General features: G+C 69.4%; 15 protein-coding genes and 3 tRNA genes. 16 read left to right on the top strand and 2 right to left on the bottom strand.

Annotated features, from left to right (window positions below; all coding sequences use genetic code 11):
- The first annotated feature begins 23 nt into the window (after window positions 1–23).
- The 6 genes from serS (at window position 24) to ABKW26_RS02860 (ending at window position 6,768) form a co-directional block, all read left to right on the top strand.
- Entirely contained in the window at window positions 24–1,298 is a 1,275-nt protein-coding gene (gene serS / locus ABKW26_RS02885) for a serine--tRNA ligase (protein ID WP_348590922.1), read from the top strand.
- Window positions 1,295–2,182 (top strand): HAD family hydrolase, encoded by an 888-nt coding sequence (locus tag ABKW26_RS02880; protein WP_348590921.1) that lies wholly within the window; start codon window positions 1,295–1,297, stop codon window positions 2,180–2,182. Before serS ends, ABKW26_RS02880 begins: the two co-directional genes overlap by 4 nt.
- Before the next feature lie 3 nt (window positions 2,183–2,185).
- Window positions 2,186–3,193 (top strand): LacI family DNA-binding transcriptional regulator, encoded by a 1,008-nt coding sequence (locus ABKW26_RS02875; protein WP_348590920.1) that lies wholly within the window; start codon window positions 2,186–2,188, stop codon window positions 3,191–3,193.
- A gap of 173 nt (window positions 3,194–3,366) precedes the next feature.
- On the top strand, window positions 3,367–4,821 hold the full coding sequence (locus ABKW26_RS02870) for an ABC transporter substrate-binding protein (RefSeq protein WP_348590919.1): 1,455 nt from the start codon (window positions 3,367–3,369) through the stop codon (window positions 4,819–4,821).
- Between the two features lie 13 nt (window positions 4,822–4,834).
- Window positions 4,835–5,824 (top strand): sugar ABC transporter permease, encoded by a 990-nt coding sequence (locus ABKW26_RS02865; protein WP_348590918.1) that lies wholly within the window; start codon window positions 4,835–4,837, stop codon window positions 5,822–5,824.
- A complete protein-coding gene (locus ABKW26_RS02860; RefSeq protein ID WP_348590917.1) occupies window positions 5,821–6,768 on the top strand; it encodes a carbohydrate ABC transporter permease in 948 nt (315 codons plus the stop codon). Before ABKW26_RS02865 ends, ABKW26_RS02860 begins: the two co-directional genes overlap by 4 nt.
- 48 nt (window positions 6,769–6,816) lie before the next feature.
- Here ABKW26_RS02860 and ABKW26_RS02855 read toward each other — a convergent pair whose 3' ends face one another.
- Together ABKW26_RS02855 and ABKW26_RS02850 are read right to left on the bottom strand one after the other, a co-directional pair.
- Window positions 6,817–7,365 (bottom strand): bacterial proteasome activator family protein, encoded by a 549-nt coding sequence (locus ABKW26_RS02855; protein WP_348590916.1) that lies wholly within the window; start codon window positions 7,363–7,365, stop codon window positions 6,817–6,819.
- A gap of 24 nt (window positions 7,366–7,389) precedes the next feature.
- Complete coding sequence (locus ABKW26_RS02850; RefSeq protein ID WP_348590915.1) at window positions 7,390–8,388, bottom strand: NAD(P)H-quinone oxidoreductase; 999 nt, start codon at window positions 8,386–8,388, stop codon at window positions 7,390–7,392.
- 207 nt (window positions 8,389–8,595) lie between these two features.
- Here ABKW26_RS02850 and ABKW26_RS02845 point away from each other — a divergent pair, with 207 nt between their 5' ends.
- From ABKW26_RS02845 to ABKW26_RS02800, 10 genes are all read left to right on the top strand, one after another.
- A complete protein-coding gene (locus ABKW26_RS02845; protein WP_348590914.1) occupies window positions 8,596–13,137 on the top strand; it encodes an ATP-binding protein in 4,542 nt (1,513 codons plus the stop codon).
- Between the two features lie 35 nt (window positions 13,138–13,172).
- A complete protein-coding gene (locus tag ABKW26_RS02840; RefSeq protein ID WP_348590913.1) occupies window positions 13,173–13,622 on the top strand; it encodes a roadblock/LC7 domain-containing protein in 450 nt (149 codons plus the stop codon).
- Between the two features lie 14 nt (window positions 13,623–13,636).
- Window positions 13,637–14,047 carry a DUF742 domain-containing protein gene (locus ABKW26_RS02835; protein ID WP_211281813.1) on the top strand — a complete coding sequence of 137 codons (411 nt, stop codon included), beginning with the start codon at window positions 13,637–13,639 and terminating at the stop codon, window positions 14,045–14,047.
- 31 nt (window positions 14,048–14,078) lie between these two features.
- Complete coding sequence (locus ABKW26_RS02830) at window positions 14,079–14,645, top strand: ATP/GTP-binding protein (RefSeq protein WP_348590912.1); 567 nt, start codon at window positions 14,079–14,081, stop codon at window positions 14,643–14,645.
- A 119-nt stretch (window positions 14,646–14,764) separates the two neighbouring features.
- Window positions 14,765–14,849: transfer RNA gene (locus tag ABKW26_RS02825), tRNA-Ser, on the top strand.
- A 205-nt stretch (window positions 14,850–15,054) separates the two neighbouring features.
- The gene (locus ABKW26_RS02820; RefSeq protein ID WP_348590911.1) at window positions 15,055–15,804 is read left to right on the top strand and encodes a CAP domain-containing protein; all 750 of its coding nucleotides are present in this window, start codon (window positions 15,055–15,057) and stop codon (window positions 15,802–15,804) included.
- Between the two features lie 30 nt (window positions 15,805–15,834).
- A complete protein-coding gene (locus tag ABKW26_RS02815) occupies window positions 15,835–17,118 on the top strand; it encodes a threonine/serine exporter family protein (RefSeq protein ID WP_348590910.1) in 1,284 nt (427 codons plus the stop codon).
- 76 nt (window positions 17,119–17,194) lie between these two features.
- Window positions 17,195–17,283 (top strand) — tRNA-Ser (locus ABKW26_RS02810).
- Window positions 17,284–17,475: 192 nt separating this feature from the next.
- Complete coding sequence (locus ABKW26_RS02805; RefSeq protein ID WP_348591085.1) at window positions 17,476–17,973, top strand: DoxX family protein; 498 nt, start codon at window positions 17,476–17,478, stop codon at window positions 17,971–17,973.
- 157 nt (window positions 17,974–18,130) lie between these two features.
- Window positions 18,131–18,203: transfer RNA gene (locus tag ABKW26_RS02800), tRNA-Arg, on the top strand.
- Window positions 18,204–18,273 lie beyond the last annotated feature (70 nt).

Raw genomic sequence — 18,273 nt, 5'->3', positions numbered from 1 at the left:
CGGCGAGTGGATACCCTTGCACGGTGATTGATCTCCGTGTCGTACGTGACAACCCCGACCTCGTCCGCGCCAGCCAGTCGGCGCGCGGTGACGATCCCGCGCTCGTCGACCAGCTGCTCGACGCCGATGCGCGACGGAGGTCCGCGCTCACGGAGTTCGAGCAGCTGCGTGCTGAGCAGAAGTCCCTCGGGAAGCAGGTCGCCGCAGCGAAGGGCGACGAGAAGGTCGAGCTCCTCGCGCACACGAAGCGGATCGCCGAGCAGGTCAAGGGCCTCCAGGCCGAGGCTGCCGAGGCCGAGAAGACGCTCGACGCGCTGTCCTTCCAGGTGTCGAACCTCGTCGAGGGGGCGCCTCCCGGCGGCGAGGACGACTTCGTCGTGCTGCGCACCGAGGGCACTCCCCGCGACTTCGCAGCCGAGGGCTTCACGCCCCGGGACCACCTGGACCTCGGCGAGCGTCTCGGCGCGATCGACACGGCGCGCGGCGCCAAGGTCTCCGGCGCGCGCTTCTACTTCCTCACCGGCATCGGTGCGCGTCTCGAGCTCGCGCTCCTCAACGCCGCCATGGACACCGCGCTCGCGGCCGGATTCACACCGATGATCACGCCGACGCTCGTCAAGCCCGAGGTCATGGCCGGCACGGGGTACCTCGGCAAGCACGCGGACGAGATCTACCACCTCGAGGAGGACGACCTCTACCTCACGGGCACGAGCGAGGTGGCGCTCGCGGGCTACCACGCGGACGAGATCCTCGACCTCACCGGCGGGCCGAAGCGCTATGCGGGGTGGAGCGCGTGCTACCGGCGTGAGGCCGGCTCGTACGGCAAGGACACCCGCGGGATCATCCGCGTGCACCAGTTCCACAAGGTGGAGATGTTCTCGTACGTGCCGATGGAGGAGGCCGACGCGGAGCACCAGCGTCTCCTGGCGTGGGAGGAGCAGATGCTCGCCGCTGTCGAGCTGCCCTACCGGGTCATCGACACGGCGGCGGGCGACCTCGGGTCGAGCGCCGCGCGCAAGTTCGACTGCGAGGCGTGGCTCCCGACGCAGGAGCGGTTCCTCGAGCTGACGTCGACGTCCAACTGCACGACCTTCCAGGCGCGTCGCCTCGGCACGCGGGAGCGCACGGCGTCGGGCGAGACCCGCCCGGTGGCGACGCTCAACGGGACGCTGGGGACCACGCGGTGGATCGTCGCGATCCTCGAGAACCACCAGCAGGCGGACGGCTCGGTCCGTGTCCCCGTGGGCCTGCGCCCCTACCTCGGGGGCCTCGAGGTCATGGAGCCCACGAACCGATGACCTTCGACCTCGGGAGCTCGGTCGAGAGGGCTGCGACGCCGGGTCCGGCGGTGCCGTCGCGCCCGACGGTGCCCGACGCGCTGCAGGCCGATCGCAAGCTCGTCGCGCTCGACGTCGACGGGACGCTCATGACGTACGACGAGTTCTTGTCGGAGGAGATCTGCGACGCGGTCTCGGACGTCCGTGCCGCGGGCCACCAGGTGGTGCTCGCGACGGGCAGGCCGCTCGTCGCGCTCATGCCGGTGGCGCACCTGCTCGGCATCGACGACGGATGGGTCGTGTGCTCGAACGGGTCGGTCACGGCACGGATCGCTCCGGGGTCGCCGAACGGCTTCGTGCTCGACGACGTCGTCATGTTCGACCCGCACCATGCGCTGCGGGTGGTGCGCGACCACATGCCGTTGGCGAAGGTCGCCGTCGAGGAGATCGGCGTCGGCTACTGGGTGAACGAGGTCTTCCCCGAGCGCATGCTCCACGGCCTGCACACGGTGATGGAGTTCGAGGAGCTCTGCGGCCGGGAGACGGCGCGGGTCGTCGCTGCGGACGCCCAGGCGCCGAGCCGGGACTTCCAGGAGGCGCTGCGTCTCCTGGGCCTCATCGACACGTACTTCGTCATCGGCGGCACGCGGTGGATGGACGTCGCCCCGCACGGTGTGACGAAGGCGTCGGCCCTCGAGCGCCTGCGCGGTCTCATGGGTATCGCCCGCGAGCACACTGTCGCGATCGGCGACGGCGGCAACGACCTCGACATGCTCGCCTGGGCCGGCCGCGGTGTCGCGATGGGCCACGCCGAGGCGCAGGTCATCGCCGCAGCCGACGAGGTCACGGGGTCGATCCTCGACGACGGAGCCGTCCCCGTCCTGAGAAGTCTTCTGACGGGCTGAGTCGTGGCGCACGGGATCGGCGACGTCGCCAGAGCCGCGGGAGTCTCCACGGCGACGGTCTCCCGCGCCCTGCGGGGCCTGCCGAACGTCTCGGAGGAGACCCGTGAGCGGGTGCGGGCCGTCGCGCTCGCGCTCGGGTACGTCGCGTCACCGTCGGCCGCGAGCCTGGCGTCGGGCCGCATGCGGACGATCGGTCTGCTGACACCGTGGGTGAACCGGTGGTTCTTCGCGAACGTCATCGAGGGGGCCGAGCGGACGTTGCGCGAGGTCGGTTTCGACGCGCTCCTCTACACGTTCGACATCGCGCGGGAGCAGCCGCGCCGCGCGGTCGACCCCGGGGTCCTGCGCCGACGGGTCGACGGGACGCTCGTGGTGGGCCTGCCGCTGCGGGACGCCGAGGTGCAGGCGCTGGAGGCGCTCGGCCAGCCGCTGGGCTTCGTGGGGACCGGTCGCGACGACCACCTGACGGTCCGCCTCGACGACCACGCGGCCGGGGTCCGCGCGACGGAGCACCTCGTCGCGCTCGGACACCGGGCGATCGGTCACGTGTCGGGGACTCCGGACGACCACCAGTCGTGGTCCCCGCCGATCGCGCGCCGGGCCGGGTGGGTCGACGCGTTGACCCGCGCCGGGTCGCCGCCGCAGCCGGGATGGGAGATCAACGGGAACTTCGACGTCCCCGGGGGCCGTGCGTCGACACACACGCTGCTCGACGCCCACCCGGAGATCACGGCCGTGTTCGCGGCGTCGGACGAGATGGCGATGGGCGTGATCCTCGCGGCTCGGGACCGGGGCCTGAGGGTCCCGGAGGACCTCTCGGTCATCGGCATCGACGGTCATGACCTGGGTGAGCTCGTAGGGCTGACGACCGTGTCGCAGGACGCGTCCGGCCAGGGGGCTCAGGCGGCGGCGCTGCTGCTCGAGCTCATCGCAGGTGGTGAGACGGAGATGCAGGTGATCCACCCGACGCGCCTCGTCGTGCGGGAATCGACGGCACCGCCCCATTCGTGAGGGGCGTGACTGAATCGTTATCCCGTGAAATCGATTCAGCGCTTGCGGAAGAGTCATGTAAGCGCTTGCATAGGGTCCGAAGGCAAGGACGCCGGCATCGCCGTCGTCCCAGGCCACGACGCCTGACCGTGACGATCACGACGATGTGAGGAACCTCGATGATGAGAAATTCAATGCGCCGCAGCTCCGCGGCCCTGGCGACCGGGGCGGCACTCGCCCTCGTGCTCTCCGCATGTGCCCCCAGCTCCAACGACGACGACGGTGGCGACAGCACCGACACGATGGCGGCCGTCGACGTCCCCGAGATCGACTGCGCACCCTACGAGGAGTTCGGCGACCTGGACGGCACGACCGTCTCGATCTACACCTCGATCGTCACGCCCGAGCAGGAGGACCAGGAAGCGTCCTACGACCCGTTCGAGGAGTGCACCGGCGTCACGGTCGAGTACGAGGGCTCGCGCGAGTTCGAGGCGCAGCTCCTCGTCCGCCTCGAGGCCGGCAACGCCCCCGACATCGCGTTCGTGCCCCAGCCCGGGCTCCTCAAGACGATCGTCGCCGACACCGGTGCGGCCGTGGCCGCCCCCGAGGCGACCGTCGCGAACGTCGACGAGTTCTTCTCCGAGTCCTGGAAGGAGTACGGGACGGTCGACGGGACCTTCTACGCGGCACCGCTCGGCGCCAACGTGAAGTCCTACGTCTGGTACTCACCCTCCGCGTTCGAGGAGGCCGGCTACGAGATCCCCACCACGTGGGACGACATGATCGCGCTGTCCGACCAGATCGTCGAGGACGGCAGCATCCCGTGGTGCGCAGGCATCGGCTCCGGTGACGCCACCGGCTGGCCCGCCACCGACTGGGTCGAGGACGTCGTGCTCCGCAGCGCCGGCGCCGAGGCCTACGACCAGTGGTACACCCACGAGATCCCCTTCAACGACCCGCAGATCGTCGAGTCCCTCGACGAGGTCGCCGGCATCCTCAAGAACGAGGCCTACGTCAACGCGGGCTTCGGTGGGGTCCAGTCGATCGCCGCGACCGAGTGGGACGGCGCCGGAGCGCCCATCCTCGACGGCAACTGCTGGATGCACCGCGCCGCGAACTTCTACCAGAACCAGTGGCCCGAGGGCACGGACGTCTCCGAGGACGGCGACGTCTACGCCTTCTACCTGCCGTCGATGACCGAGGGTGAGAAGCCGATCCTCGGTGGTGGCGAGTTCGTCACCGCGTTCGCCGACCGTCCCGAGGTCCAGGCCTTCCAGACGTACCTCTCCAGCGCCGACTGGGCCAACGTCAAGGCCGCCGTCACCACCCGTGGTGGCTGGGTCAGCGCGAACACGGGCCTCGACTCCGAGCTGCTCGCCACGGACTTCGACCGGCTCTCCGCCGACCTGCTGTCCGACCCCGAGGCGATCTTCCGCTTCGACGGCTCGGACCTCATGCCGGGCGCAGTGGGCGCCGGGACGTTCTGGTCCGAGATGGTGTCGTTCTTCGCCGAGGACAAGAGCTCGCAGGACGTCGCTGACGTAGGACCGACAGGGGCCCGCCCACGCGGCGGGTCCTTGTGGCACGTCGGCAGCGGGCCGGCACGCGTCACCCCATGCTCATCCCATCCCCGTGCGCAAGACGGGTAGTACGGAGGCCCCGATGGACTGGCTGCTCCACGCCGACACCACGACCGAGAAGCTCTTGGTCATGGTCGTCGCGATCCTTCTGTTCGTCGTCCTCATGGGCGTGATCCTCTTCGCGGTCGACAGACCGAAGAACCCACCGAAGTGGATCGTCACGGTCGGGTTCCTCGGCCCGGCGGTCCTGCTCATCATCTTCGGTCTCGTCTATCCCGGCCTGCGGACGATCTACAGCTCGTTCTTCGACCGGACCGGTGACAACTACGTCGGGCTCGACAACTACGTCAGGGCCTTCACCCAGGACCAGTTCCAGCAGGTGCTGACCAACACAGCCCTGTGGGTCGTGCTCGTGCCGCTCGTGGCGACGTTCCTCGGTCTTCTCTACGCGGTCCTCGTCGACCGGACCCGGTTCGAGAAGTTCGCCAAGGTGCTCATCTTCCTGCCCATGGCGATCTCCATGGTCGGCGCGGGCATCATCTGGAAGTTCGTCTACGAGTTCCGGCCCGCGCAGCAGGGCATCCCCCAGGTGGGACTGCTCAACCAGGTCCTCGTGTGGATCGGGCTCGAGCCGCAGCAGTTCCTCCTCAACCAGCCGTTCAACACCTTCTTCCTCATCGCCGTGATGATCTGGATCCAGACGGGTTTCGCGATGACGATCCTGTCGGCCGCGATCAAGGCGATCCCCGACGACATCGTCGAGGCGGCCCGCCTCGACGGCCTCAGCGGGGTGGGCATGTTCCGGTTCATCACGGTGCCGAGCATCCGCCCGGCCCTCGTCGTCGTCGTGACGACGATCGCGATGGGCACGCTCAAGGTCTTCGACATCGTCCGGACGATGACCGGCGGGAACTACGGAACGTCGGTCGTGGCGAACGAGTTCTACACGCAGAGCTTCAGGCAGGGCGAGCGAGGCTTCGGCGCCGCCCTCGCGGTGGTGCTCTTCATCTTCGTCATCCCGATCGTGATGTACAACGTCCGGCAGCTGCGTATGACGGAGGAGATCCGATGAGTGTCCCGATTCCGCCGGTGAAGCTCACCGAGCAGGACGAGAAGACCACCCCGAAGGGCCCGGCAGCGAAGCTGGCCCGCATCGACCGCCGTGCCGGAGTCGCGAAGAAGCAGCTCACGTCCCGGTGGGCCACCCTCACCGCGGTGATCATCGCGCTCCTGTGGACCATTCCGACGCTCGGCCTGTTCATCACGTCGTTCCGCCCCGAACAGGACATCCGCAGCAGCGGATGGTGGACCACGCTCACGCGGCCGTGGTTCAACTTCGACAACTACGACGCGGCGCTCAACGGCAGCACGACGCAGCTCTCGACGTTCTTCATCAACTCGATCGTCGTCACGCTGCCCGCGGTGATCATCCCGATCACCCTGGCGCTCCTCGCGTCCTACGCGTTCGCGTGGATCGACTTCCGCGGCAAGAACATCCTCTTCGTCGCAGTGTTCGCGCTCCAGGTCGTCCCCATCCAGGTGACGCTCATCCCGCTGCTCTCGCAGTACGTGGACTGGGGCCTCGAAGGCACGTTCTGGGCGGTGTGGCTCTCGCACTCGATCTTCGCGCTGCCGCTCGCGATCTTCCTCCTCCACAACTTCATGAAGGAGATCCCGCGCTCGCTCATCGAGGCCGCCCGCATGGACGGAGCGGGCCACGTGAAGATCTTCTTCCAGGTCCTCATGCCGCTCCTGGTGCCCGCGATCGCGTCGTTCGGGATCTTCCAGTTCCTGTGGGTGTGGAACGACCTGCTCGTGTCCCTGACCTTCGCCGGAGGTGGCCGGAACGTCGCACCGCTGACGGTCCGTGTCGCAGAGATGGCGGGCTCGCGCGGCGGAGACTGGCACATCCTGTCCGCAGGCGCGTTCATCTCGATGATCGTCCCGATGATCGTGTTCCTCGCCCTCCAGCGCTACTTCGTCCGCGGCCTCCTCGCGGGGTCCGTCAAGGGCTGACGCGGACCGCGTCGCGCCGGCTAGGTCGCCGGGCGAGCGGGAGAGGCGTCAGAGGTACTGGCCGTCGTGGGAGAGACCTGGCGGTAGCGCCTGGACCGGCCCACGACCGTGGGTGAGCTGGGCCTGCGATGCCATGTGCTGCGCCACGAGTGCCGTCTGCAGCCCGTGGAACAGACCTTCGAGCCACCCGACGAGCTGGGCCTGCGCGATGCGCAGCTCCGCGTCGGAAGGCACCACGTCGTCCGTGAAGGGCAGCGTGATGCGGTGCAGCTCGGCGACGAGGTCCTCGGACAGCCCGCCCTCGAGCTCCTTGAGCGAACGCTCGTGGATCGCGGCGAGGCGGGTGCGAGCAGCCTCGTCGAGCGGCGCGCTGCGCACCTCGTCGAGCATGCGCTTGATCATCTCGCCGATCCGCATGACCTTCGCCGGCTCCTCGATGACCGTGTGCGTCGACGTGTCGTCGTCCTGCGTGGTGACCTCGGTGGAGACGGGCTCGGACGGCGTGACGGGCTCCGTGGGCGGGACGGGTTCCGTGCTCTGCGCCGGGCTCGCTCCGGGGGCGTCGTTCGGTCCGGGGGTGCTGTCGGTGCGCTCCATCGGACCAGTCTTGCGCATCGGCCCTCAGGGGACGAGGAGGACCTTGCCGAAGACCTCTCCGGAGTCCAGCAGGCGGTGCGCCTCAGGAGCCTCGGAGAGAGGGAGCCGCGCATGGACGACGGGTCGGAGCCGACCGTCGTCGAGCATCGGCCAGACGGCGGCGGCGACGTCCGCGACGATGCGCGCCTTCTCCTCGCGCGGGCGCGCACGCAACGTGGTCCCGACGACGCGCGCCCGCCGCGCCAGGAGCAGCCCCAGGTCGAGCTCGCCGCGGCGCCCCTTCTGGGTGCCGATGACGACGAGGGTCCCTCCCGTGGCCAGGCTGCGCACGTTCGCGTCGAGGTAGGCCGCGCCCACCACGTCGAGGATGACGTCCGCCCCGTGACCACCGGTCGCCTCGCGGACGAGGCCCGGGAGCTCCAGGGCGAAGTGATCGCCGTCCGGGCGGTGGTAGACGAACCCGGCCTCGGCGCCGAGCGCCCGGCAGCGGTCGACGCGCTCGGCGTCCCGGGCCGTGACGAGCACGTGCGCGCCGAGCGCTGCCGCGAGCTGGATCGCCGCGGTGCCGACTCCTCCCGAGCCGCCGTGCACGAGCACGTGGTCGCCCGCGCGGAGCCCGCCCGCGTCGACGAGGTTGCTCCAGGCCGTGCAGACGGCCTCGGGCAGCGCAGCGGCGTCGACGAGATCGAGGTGGTCCGGGACGGCGAGCAGCTGCCCCTCCGGGACGACGGCCAGCGAGGCGTACCCACCGCCCTCGAGCAGCCCGGCCACACGGTCGCCGATCTGCCAGCGCGTCACCTCCGCGCCGAGTCCTGTGACGACCCCGGAGATCTCCAGCCCGGGCCAGGACGGCGCGCCAGGGGGTGGCGGATAGTGCCCTTGACGTTGGAGAATGTCCGCGCGGTTGACGCCAGCGGCAGAGACTGCGACAAGCACCTCACCCCTCCCCGGGGCAGGGTCTGCGGTCTCGACGGACGACAGGACATCAGGATCGCCGACGCTTGTGATTTCAACCACGTGCATACTTGTCACCCTACGGCCACTCGGCCGGGGCAGCGAGATGCAGGCAGCAGTGGGTTAAACACCAGCGTTCTCCTTAAGAGAGCCTGGTTGTCGGTCGATGGTGCTCTTGCGGACGAAGCAGCACGTGCAGCACCCCCGTACGCGCAACGACGTCGCAACAGCTAGAGACAGCAACAGGAAGGGAAGCACATGCTCCGGAGACTGAGTGTGCGAGGAAAGATCCTCGCCGCCCTCGCCGTACCGGTGCTCGTGCTGTTCCTCGCAGCGTCCATCTTCTCCTTCCAGTCCATCCGCGATCTCCAGGTCGCGGGCCAGTCTCAGGACATCGTCGCCCTGCTCGACCAGGGCGAGGTCGTCACGACCGCCCTGCAGACCGAGCGTGAGGCGTCCGTCGCCGTCAACGAGGCCCCGCAAGGCCGCGAGCCCGAGATCATCGAGGCCCGCCGGCTCGCCACAGCAGCCCTGACCGCCGCCCGCGCCGACACCAACTCCTCGCTCGACAGCCTCCGTGCCAGCTACGCCGAGCTCGACATCAGCCTCCTCGACCCCGCGGTCACCGCGACGCTCGTGTCCGTGAGCGAGAACAACCAGACCCTCCTCGTGTCGGTCCGTGACTTCGTCAACCGCAAGGCCGGCACGTCGGCGGTCATCTCCGACCGCTACTCCGCGCTCGTCCTGCAGTTCCTCAAGGTCCCCCAGGCGCTCGCCGACGAGCTCACCGACCGACAGGTCGCCGGGTACCTGTCCTCCTACGTGTCGGCAGGGCGGCTCATCGACGCAGTCCGCTCCGAGGGTCCGCTCGTCCAGAAGGTCCTCAACACCACGCTCGCCGGGCAGGCGATCGAGAGCGAGCAGCGCAACATGACCGCTGTCATCGCCGGGACGGACGCGGCACGCGAGACCGCATCGACCTCCGTCGCGGCGCTCGACATCCCCCAGCTCATCGTGGAGCGTCCGGGTGGTCAGTACACCTCGATGCGGCAGATCCTCGGTACCGGTGAGACGGAGCGCATCACCGCGCCGCTCGCGGACCAGTGGGCGAAGGTCAACACCGACGAGATCAACAGCCTCGTCCCGCTCCAGGGCGAGCTCTCGTCCCTCGCGAGCGACGCGGCCAGCAACGAGGTCGCGGACGCGCGGACCGTCGCCATCTACACGATCCTCATCACGGTCGTCACCGTGCTCGCGTCGATCCTCATCGCGCTGCTCATCTCGCGCCGCATCACCGTCCCGCTGCGCAACCTGGCCAAGGCCGCACAGGACGTCCGGGCCGAGCTCCCGAAGCTCGTCGAGCAGGTGTCGGTACCGGGCCAGGGCCCGGAGCTCACCCTGACGACCATCACCGTCGAGTCCACCGACGAGGTGGGCCAGCTCGCCGCAGCGTTCAACGACGTCAACTCGACCACCGTCGAGGTCGCCCGCGAGCAGGCAGCCCTCCGAGGCTCCATCGCCGAGATGTTCGTCAACGTGGCCCGCCGCGACCACGTCCTCCTCAACCGCCAGCTCGCCTTCCTCGACGAGCTCGAGCGGTCCGAGGAAGACGCGAACGTCCTCGCGAACCTCTTCCGCCTCGACCACCTCGCCACCCGGATGCGCCGCAACTCCGAGTCGCTCCTCGTGCTCGCCGGCATCGACTCCGGTCGTCGCGTGCGCCAGCCGATGCCCGTCTCCGACGTGGTGCGCACCGCGTCGTCCGAGATCGAGCTCTACGACCGCGTCCGCCTCAACCTCGAGGCCGACCCGCTCATCCTCGGCCACAACGCCCTCAACGCCGCGCACCTCATCGCCGAGCTCCTCGAGAACGCGACGATGTTCTCCGAACCGCACTCGCCGGTCGAGGTCACGACCAACCGCACGTCTCGCTACGTCACCGTCGAGGTCCGTGACCACGGTCTCGGGATGAGCCCCGAGGACATCGAGGCCGCGAACACCAAGGTCGCGTCCCGTTCCGCGTCCGACGTCATCGGTGTCCAGCGCCTCGGCCTGTTCGTGGTCGGTCGGCTCGCCGACCGCCTCGGTGCGCACGTCCTCTTCGCCCGCGCGAGCGACGGCAGCGCCGGCACCGTGGCGACGGTGTCGTTCCCCGGCAGCCTGTTCGTCGACGACAACGACGTGCCGCTCCAGGGTCCGACCGACCCGCTGAGCGCGTCCAACCGCCAGGCGACCGAGCAGTGGATGGCACCCGAGGCCGAGATGGCCGTGCCTGTCGACCTCGAGGCGCTCACCGACGGCTCCACGAGCATCGGCATGCCCCGCCGCCGCAGCTCGGTCAGCACCTCCGAGACGCCTGCCGTGGCGACCAGCACGCCCGATGCCTCGGACACCCAGAGCGCGATGGTCCTGCCACCGCTCGAGTCCGCCAACCCGGCGATCGACCTCTCGAGCCCCGGGGACCTCAACTGGAGCCCTGCCCAGGCGCTCGACGAGCGGCTCCCGCTCGGACTCCCGAGCCGTGCGCGCAACACCGAGGCGCCTGCCGCCTTCGGTCACCTCGAGCCGCTGCAGGACGAGCCGATCCTCGACGGCGAGCGTCGCAGCGCGATGTTCAACAAGTTCCGCACCCGCAGCTCTGTCGACGCCGACGCGACCACGGACCAGCCCACGGAGCTCGAGCAGGAGCAGGAGCAGCCCGTCGAGGCTCCCGCCGCCTTCGAGCCCGAGGTCGGGCTCACGCACGAGACCCCGATGTCCGGCGGCGGCGTTCTCAGCGAGAGCCGTTTCGACCCGTCGGAGCTCACCCGGTCGCAGTACGCGATCGACGACTACGAGTCCCTGCCGGCGACCGGGCTGGGCGAGTTCGACTCGCAGTACGCCCAGCCTGACGCGTACGCACCGCTCGAGGAGCAGGCACCTCAGGACGAGTACGTCGCCGCGGACGAGTACGTCGCGCAGCACGACGCCGTCGAGCACGACGAGCAGCCGTTCTCGACCTCGCGCTTCGAGCGTCCTCAGGACGTCCAGCCCGAGCCGCAGCCGATGGTCATCCCCGGTCTCGAGCCGGACGAGGACGAGCTTCTCTGGTCTCCACAGGAAGAGGTCCCGGCCGCGCAGTGGCAGGACGACGACGCCCCCGCGTGGCAGCCGGAGCAGCAGTGGGAGCCGCAGGCAGACAGCGGTGAGTCGACGTTCGAGCCCGTGCAGCGCTACGAGTCGCTGCCCGCGATCGACTCCTCCCGCAACCGTGTGGCGCCCGAGCCGCAGCCGTTCGAGCCCGTGCAGCAGTTCGAGCCGCTCCCGGCCTTCGGGAGCAGCCCCCGGGCCGAGGCCCCCGCGCCGCGTGCTCCCGAGCCCGACGTCTTCGAGCCCGTGCAGCGCTTCGAGCCGCTGCCCGGTGCCGAGAACCGCAGCGCGCCGGTCGACGCCCCGTCACGGATGTCCGACCTGTCCCAGGGCTTCCAGCAGCAGCAGGCTTTCCAGCAGCAGCAGCAGGGCTTCCAGGAGCCGCAGGGTTTCCAGCCCGTCGAGCGCTTCGAGCCGCTGCCTGCGGCGCAGGCGCCCGAGAGCCCCGTCGCGCCCCCGGCCGCCCCACCGCTGAGGACACGCGGGTCGTTCGGCGATCCCACGCCCCAGAGCCAGTCTGCCGACGAGCCGTACCGCCCGATCGAGCAGCACCGCCCCATCGAGCAGCAGCGCCCGCTCGAGCAGCAGCGCCCGCCGGAGCAGTACCGTCCGACCGAGCCGCCCGTCCAGTCGGAGCAGCGCTTCGAGCCGACGCCGCGTCGCGAGCCTGCACAGCCCGAGCGCGACGAGCCCGTGCGTCGACCCGAGCCGACTCGCGCCGAGGCCCAGGTCGAGTCCACCCCCCAGTGGGCACCGACGGTCGGGAGCACGCCGGCGCTGCCGAGCTTCGCCGACGTCGTCGCCGATGCGCCGACACGCCGCGGGAACGCCCGGCACACCGCCGAGACGACCCGGCGCGGACCGTTCGCCTGGCTGCGACGCCGCGGCGAAGACAACGAGCCGCGGCCTGCCACCTCGGAGGTCCCGGTGCAGCGCACCGAGGCGCCGCAGGCTGCCCGGCCGATGTTCGTCCCGGAGCCCGTGCAGGCTGCCGCCCCGATCCGTCACTCGACGGTGACGGCGGGGCAGCCCTTCGAGCCGCAGCCGCGGCCCGGGCAGGCTTTCGAGCCGTCGCCCGAGCCCGCCAGAGACCAGCAGGCCAGCAGGACGATGCGCGCGCAGCAGTTCGCGCCGCTCCCCGCGGACCAGGCCGCGCCGCAGCAGCCGCTGCGCGTCGGCCCGCCGGCTCCGACCGAGTCGCGCGGCAACATGTGGAGCCCGCACCGCCCCGGGGCTGCCCCGCAGCCCGGCGCCGGGGCCTCGGTTCCCGTCACAGAACTTCCGTTGAGTGGTTTGGATGCCGGCGAGAGCTGGACACCACCGAGCCAGATCAACGGGGACATCGCCTCGATGCTCGCCATGCGGTCGAACATCCAGGAACAGGCACTGGCCGAGCTGAGCCAGCTGTCGGCATACCGTCCGGCCGCCGTCGAGACGGAGCAGGCCGGTGGGTTGACCCGCCGCACACGCGGGCAGGTCGCGGCTTCCACCGACGACGTCGCCTCGCAGAAGATCAGCCGCGACGCGGCCGAGCTTCGATCCCGACTCTCGGCATTCCAGTCGGCCACGTCCCGTGGCCGCCAGATGCCGGGTGCCGAACCAGCTGACAACCGAGGTGCTGATCGCCGGACATCGGACGACGGCACCGTGATGAATACTGTTCCAGACTCGGCGCCCCGGCCGCGTTGATCAATCGCCACTGAGGCATCGGAAAAGGAGGAAGCGTGAGCGCTCTCAGCACTGAGGCGACGAACTTTGGTTGGTTGCTCGACAACTTCGTCAGGACTGTTCCAGGCACCCGTCACACACTGGTGGTGTCTGCCGACGGTCTTCTCATGGCCATGTCGGAGAACCTGGACCGGACGAGCGGTGACCAGCTGGCCGCCATCGTCTCCGGAATGTCGAGCCTGACCCGAGGTGCGTCCCGCCAGCTCAACGGCGGTGCCGTTCGCCAGGCCATCGTCGAGATGGACAACGGATTCCTGTTCCTCATGAACGTCTCGAACGGTTCTGTGCTCGCCGCAGTCGCCGACTCGACCTGTGACGTGGGACTTATCGGCTACGAGATGGCCATGCTCGTCTCTCGTACAGAAGCCACTCTGACGCCGCAGCTTATCTCGGAGATGCGGGGTAGCCTTCCCGTTGACGGAGCAATTCGAGCGCCGATCGGATGAGGTAGGTCAGAACCATGTCGAACTTCACGTCGAACTCGCACGCGATGGATGGCGAGCACTTCGAGGCCGCGACGGTGCGTCCCTACGCCGTGACAGGTGGACGCGTCCGTTCTGCAACCTCCAGCCTGCCTCTCGAGACGTTGATCGAGGTCATGCCTGGGGCTGTGGACAGCCGCGGGCTGCCCCCGGAGAAGCGATCGATCCTCAGCCACGCCGCTCACAACTACGTGTCGATCGCCGAGGTCTCCGCCCTGCTGCGGATGCCCCTCGGCGTGGTGCGGATCCTCATCGCCGACCTGGCCGACGACGGGTTCCTCACCATCCACACGTCAACGCCCGTTAATGTTCACACCGGTCATGGCCAGAACCCGGCTCTGTCCCTGAGTGTGTTGGAGAGTGTTCTCAATGGTATTTCCGCCCTCTAGCGGCAACGCGAACGCCCCCACGGCGACGCCCATGAAGCCTGCAGGCGCGCCCACCGTCGTCAAGATCGTCGTGGCTGGTGGCTTCGCTGTCGGGAAGACGACCTTCATCGGTTCGATCTCCGACATCGAGCCGCTCAACACCGAGGCCGCCATGACCGAGCACTCGGTCGGGGTCGACGACGCGGGTGGCGTGTCCGACCGCAAGACGACGACGACCGTGGCGATGGACTTCGGTCGCATCGAGCTTCCCGGCTCGTTGTGGCTGTACCTCTTCGGTACGCCGGGCCAGGACCGCTTCCTCTTCATGTGGGACGACCTGGTGCGCGGCGCGATCGGGGCCGTCGTGCTCGTGGACACCGACCGCCTGGAGCAGTGCTTCCCGGCAGTCGACTACTTCGAGTCGCGTGGTATCCCGTTCGTCGTCGGCGTGAACTGCTTCGACGGTGTGGCCAAGCACCGGCTCGAGGACGTCCGCGAGGCGCTGCAGATCCCCGCTCACGTGCCGATGCTCTACACGGACGCGCGCTCACGCGCTGCGACCAAGCAGTCGCTCATCGCACTCGTGCAGCACGCCATGCAGCAGCTGCGCGCAGCCTGACCTTCGATACACCGGACCGGCTCGTCGCGCAGGCTGCGTGACGTGTCGATCCCTGATGGTCCGCCATGTCAGAATGTGCTCTGCTCTGCGCCCGTGAGGGAGCAGGGGAGCACCACCATGGAGGGCTGACAGAGCGGCCTAATGTGACGGTCTTGAAAACCGTTGTTGCGAAAGCAACCGGGGGTTCGAATCCCTCGCCCTCCGCCGCGGACCATGACGACGCCTCCTTCCCAGGTACCTGGGGAGGGGGCGTCGTTTGCGTGGAGCGGGTGATCTTTCGCCAGGCGTTCGCGAAGAGACGGGGACCGGTCGAGGGTGGGACGAAGAACTTCCGCCTCAGACCTACAGAAGTGTCGCATCTCGGCCGATAGACGACCGGTAGCCGTGACAGACACTGGAAGAGAGTCTCGTGAAGTCGAAGATCGTCGCCGCAGTGTCCGTCCTCGTGCTCACCCTCATGACCGCGCTGTCCGGCTCGGCCGTCGTCGACCGCCCGGCTCCGGAGACCGTCCTCACGACCGCCCCGCAGCCGTCGGTCGTGAAGGAGCCACGTGACCCGCGGGCCTCCGAGCCCGGTCCGGTGGCGACGACCGTCCCCCTCCTCGCGCAGGCACCGGCGGTCGAGGTGCCCCCCGCTCCGGTCGAGCCCGCACCTGCACCTGCACCGGTACCCGAGCCGGAAGTCACGCCGGCCCCTCGGCCGACGGTGGCTCCTGAGCCAGCACCGGCGCCAGCACCGGCCGCCGTACCAGAACCCGCGCCCGCGGTAGCGGCGTCCGGCGCCCCGAACAGCTCGGGTGCGCAGGCGTTGTTCGCCGCGCTCAACGGCGCCCGCGCGGCAGCGGGGCTCCCCCCGCTCGCGTACGACGACAGCCTCGCGTCCGTCGCGCAGTCGTGGAGCGCGAGCATGTCGACGAGCGAGATGGCTCACAACCCGTCGGTCTCGGCCCAGATCCCGCCCGGGTGGTCCACCTGGGGTGAGAACGTGGCGTTCGCGGGAGGCTATCCCGACCTGGCCGGCACCATCCACTCGAACTGGATGAACAGCCCGGGGCACCGCCAGAACATCCTGCGCGCCGGCTTCACCCACGTGGGGATCGGCTATCACGTCGACGCTGCGGGGACGGCGTGGGCGACGCAGGTCTTTGCGACCTACTGATCGGCCCATCCGGCGAGGGATGATGGTGCGGTGACAGATCCCGCCAGCCCCGGAACGCTCGAGGACGCCCTCGAACCCGTCGGTCTCATCCGCCAGTCCCGACTCGTGCTGCGGGTCGGCACGATGCTCCTCAGCTCGGGCAGCGGCAGCTACCGCGTGAAGATCGCCATGCAGCAGGTGGCGCGCGCGTTCGGTCTCGACAGCGTGCAGGCGCAGGTGACCGTCAACGAGATCACCGCGACGTGCCACCGTGGACCGATCTACCGCACCGAGGTGGTGCAGAGCGCCACCATCGGCGTCAACGCCGCACGCATCGCGGCTCTCGAGCGCCTGTGCGCCGGTCTCGCGCCGGGCGTGACGACGGACGAGCTCGAGCGACGGCTCGACGAGATCCAGGCGACCCCGCCGCTCTACGGTCCCGCGCGGAACGCGCTCTTCGCGGCGATCGCGTGCGCTGCGTTCGCGTTCCTCAACAACGGTGGACCGGTCGAGGTCGCGGTCGTGTTCGTCGGCGCGGGGCTGGGCCAGCTGACACGGCGGGCGCTGCTCCACCGTGGCTACAACCAGCTCGGTGTGACGATGCTGTCGGCGGCGATCGCGAGCGTCGTCTACCTCGGCATCGTCAACCTCCTGTTCCAGGCCGGTGCGGTCTCGACGATCCACGAGAGCGGCTACATCTCGGCGGTCCTCTTCCTCGTCCCCGGCTTCCCGCTCGTGACCGCGGGCCTCGACCTGTCGCGGCTCGACTTCTCGGCCGGGGTGTCTCGCCTGACCTATGCCCTGCTGATCATGACGTCGGCCGCCCTGAGCGTCTGGGCGGTCTCCGCGGTCATGGGGCTCACACCGAACCCGGCCGACCCGCTCGCCCTTCCTGACGCGCTCGAGGCCGCTCTGCGGCTCCTCACGAGCGCGGCCGGGGTCTGGGGCTTCGCTCTGCTCTTCAACAGCCGGTGGCGTGTGGCGTTCGCTGCCGCACTCATCGGCATGGTGGCCAACACGATGCGGTTCGAGCTCATGGATCTCGGTGTCATCCCGCAGGGGGCCGCATGCCTCGCGGGTCTCGTCGTCGGCATCCTCGCGAATCTCGTCGCGCCACGGATGGACGTCCCACGGATCACGTTGTCGGTCCCTGCGGTGGTCATCATGGTGCCGGGCGCCGCGGCGTACCGGGCGATCTACTTCCTCAACGACGGCCAGACCGTCGAGGCGCTGGCGTTCGGGGTGCAGGCGGCGTTCATCGTCGTGGCCCTGGCGATCGGGCTGACGATCGCCCGCACGCTCACCGATCGCTCGTGGACGCGGGCCCCGCGCTGAGGTGCTTTTGCTGTGTGGAGCGCCGGGCAGGTACCCTTGCACAGCCCGCAGAAGATCTGGTCTCGCGGGTGAGCGAGGAGACGTCGCATAGCCAGGTCTAGTGCGCCACCCTGCTAAGGTGGTGACGGGGAAACCCGTCCGAGGGTTCGAATCCCTCCGTCTCCGCTTCACGAAGGGCCCCGGTCGATGACCGGGGCCCTTCGTCGTGCCCGGACCGGCTCGGCGGGTGACCGGCGCTGTCTACCGATCGAGACGACAGCAGTTCGTCCGGCATGTCCGAAGGATCCTGTGTTACGTTGGCAAAACTTGAGGCTGCAACTGTTGAACCCTTGATGATGCTCCGACGGAAGGATCTCGATCATGTCGAACCGCACCGCCCAGCCCAGCGCCACCACCGGCTCCACCACAGCTGCCGACCCCCGCTCGCCCCTCGTGGCGAGCTCGCCCACCGCGCACGCGGCAGGTCTCGTGCTCCTTCGTGTCGCTCTCGCGATCGTCATGATCGCCCACGGTGCCCAGAAGGTCTTCACCTACACGCTCGACGGGACTGCCGCGTCGTTCGCCGACATGGGGGTGCCGCTCGCGAGCGTCGCCGGTCCCGCGCTGGCGATCTTCGAGCTCGTCGGTGGGATCGTCCTGCTCGTCGGCCTCGGCACGCGCGTCGTCGCCGCGCTCAACGCCGCGGCGATGCTCGGTGCCCTTGTCATCGTCCACGCCTCGGCCGGCTTCTACTCGTCCGAGGGTGGCTACGAGTACGTGCTCGTCCTCGCGATCGCCTCCGTCGCCCTCGTGCTCACCGGCCCGGGGGTCTGGTCGGTCGACGCGCTCCTCGCTCGTCGGTCGCGCGGGCGGTAGCCCGCCCCGACCAGGCGGGCTGCTCCCGCTGCGCCCGCGGCACGATGGGGATGCCCCCGTGCCGCGGGGTGGTGGGCGTCACGGGGAACTGGTTTGGGATCTGTGCGGCGGCACGGTAATGTTCTCGTCGGTCGGTGTTCGCACCGCCTCGCATCACGCGCCCGTAGCTCAACGGATAGAGCATCTGACTACGGATCAGAAGGTTGGGGGTTCGAATCCCTCCGGGCGCACAGATCGACGAAGGCCCGGCACCGAGATGGTGCCGGGCCTTCGTCGTTGTGGCGCTGCGCGGCTGGGCTG

This window comes from Sanguibacter sp. 25GB23B1, from assembly GCF_040012415.1.
GTDB lineage: Bacteria > Actinomycetota > Actinomycetes > Actinomycetales > Cellulomonadaceae > Sanguibacter.
Note: the sequence above shows the minus strand (reverse complement) of the source record. Positions and strands in the feature narration are given on the sequence as shown.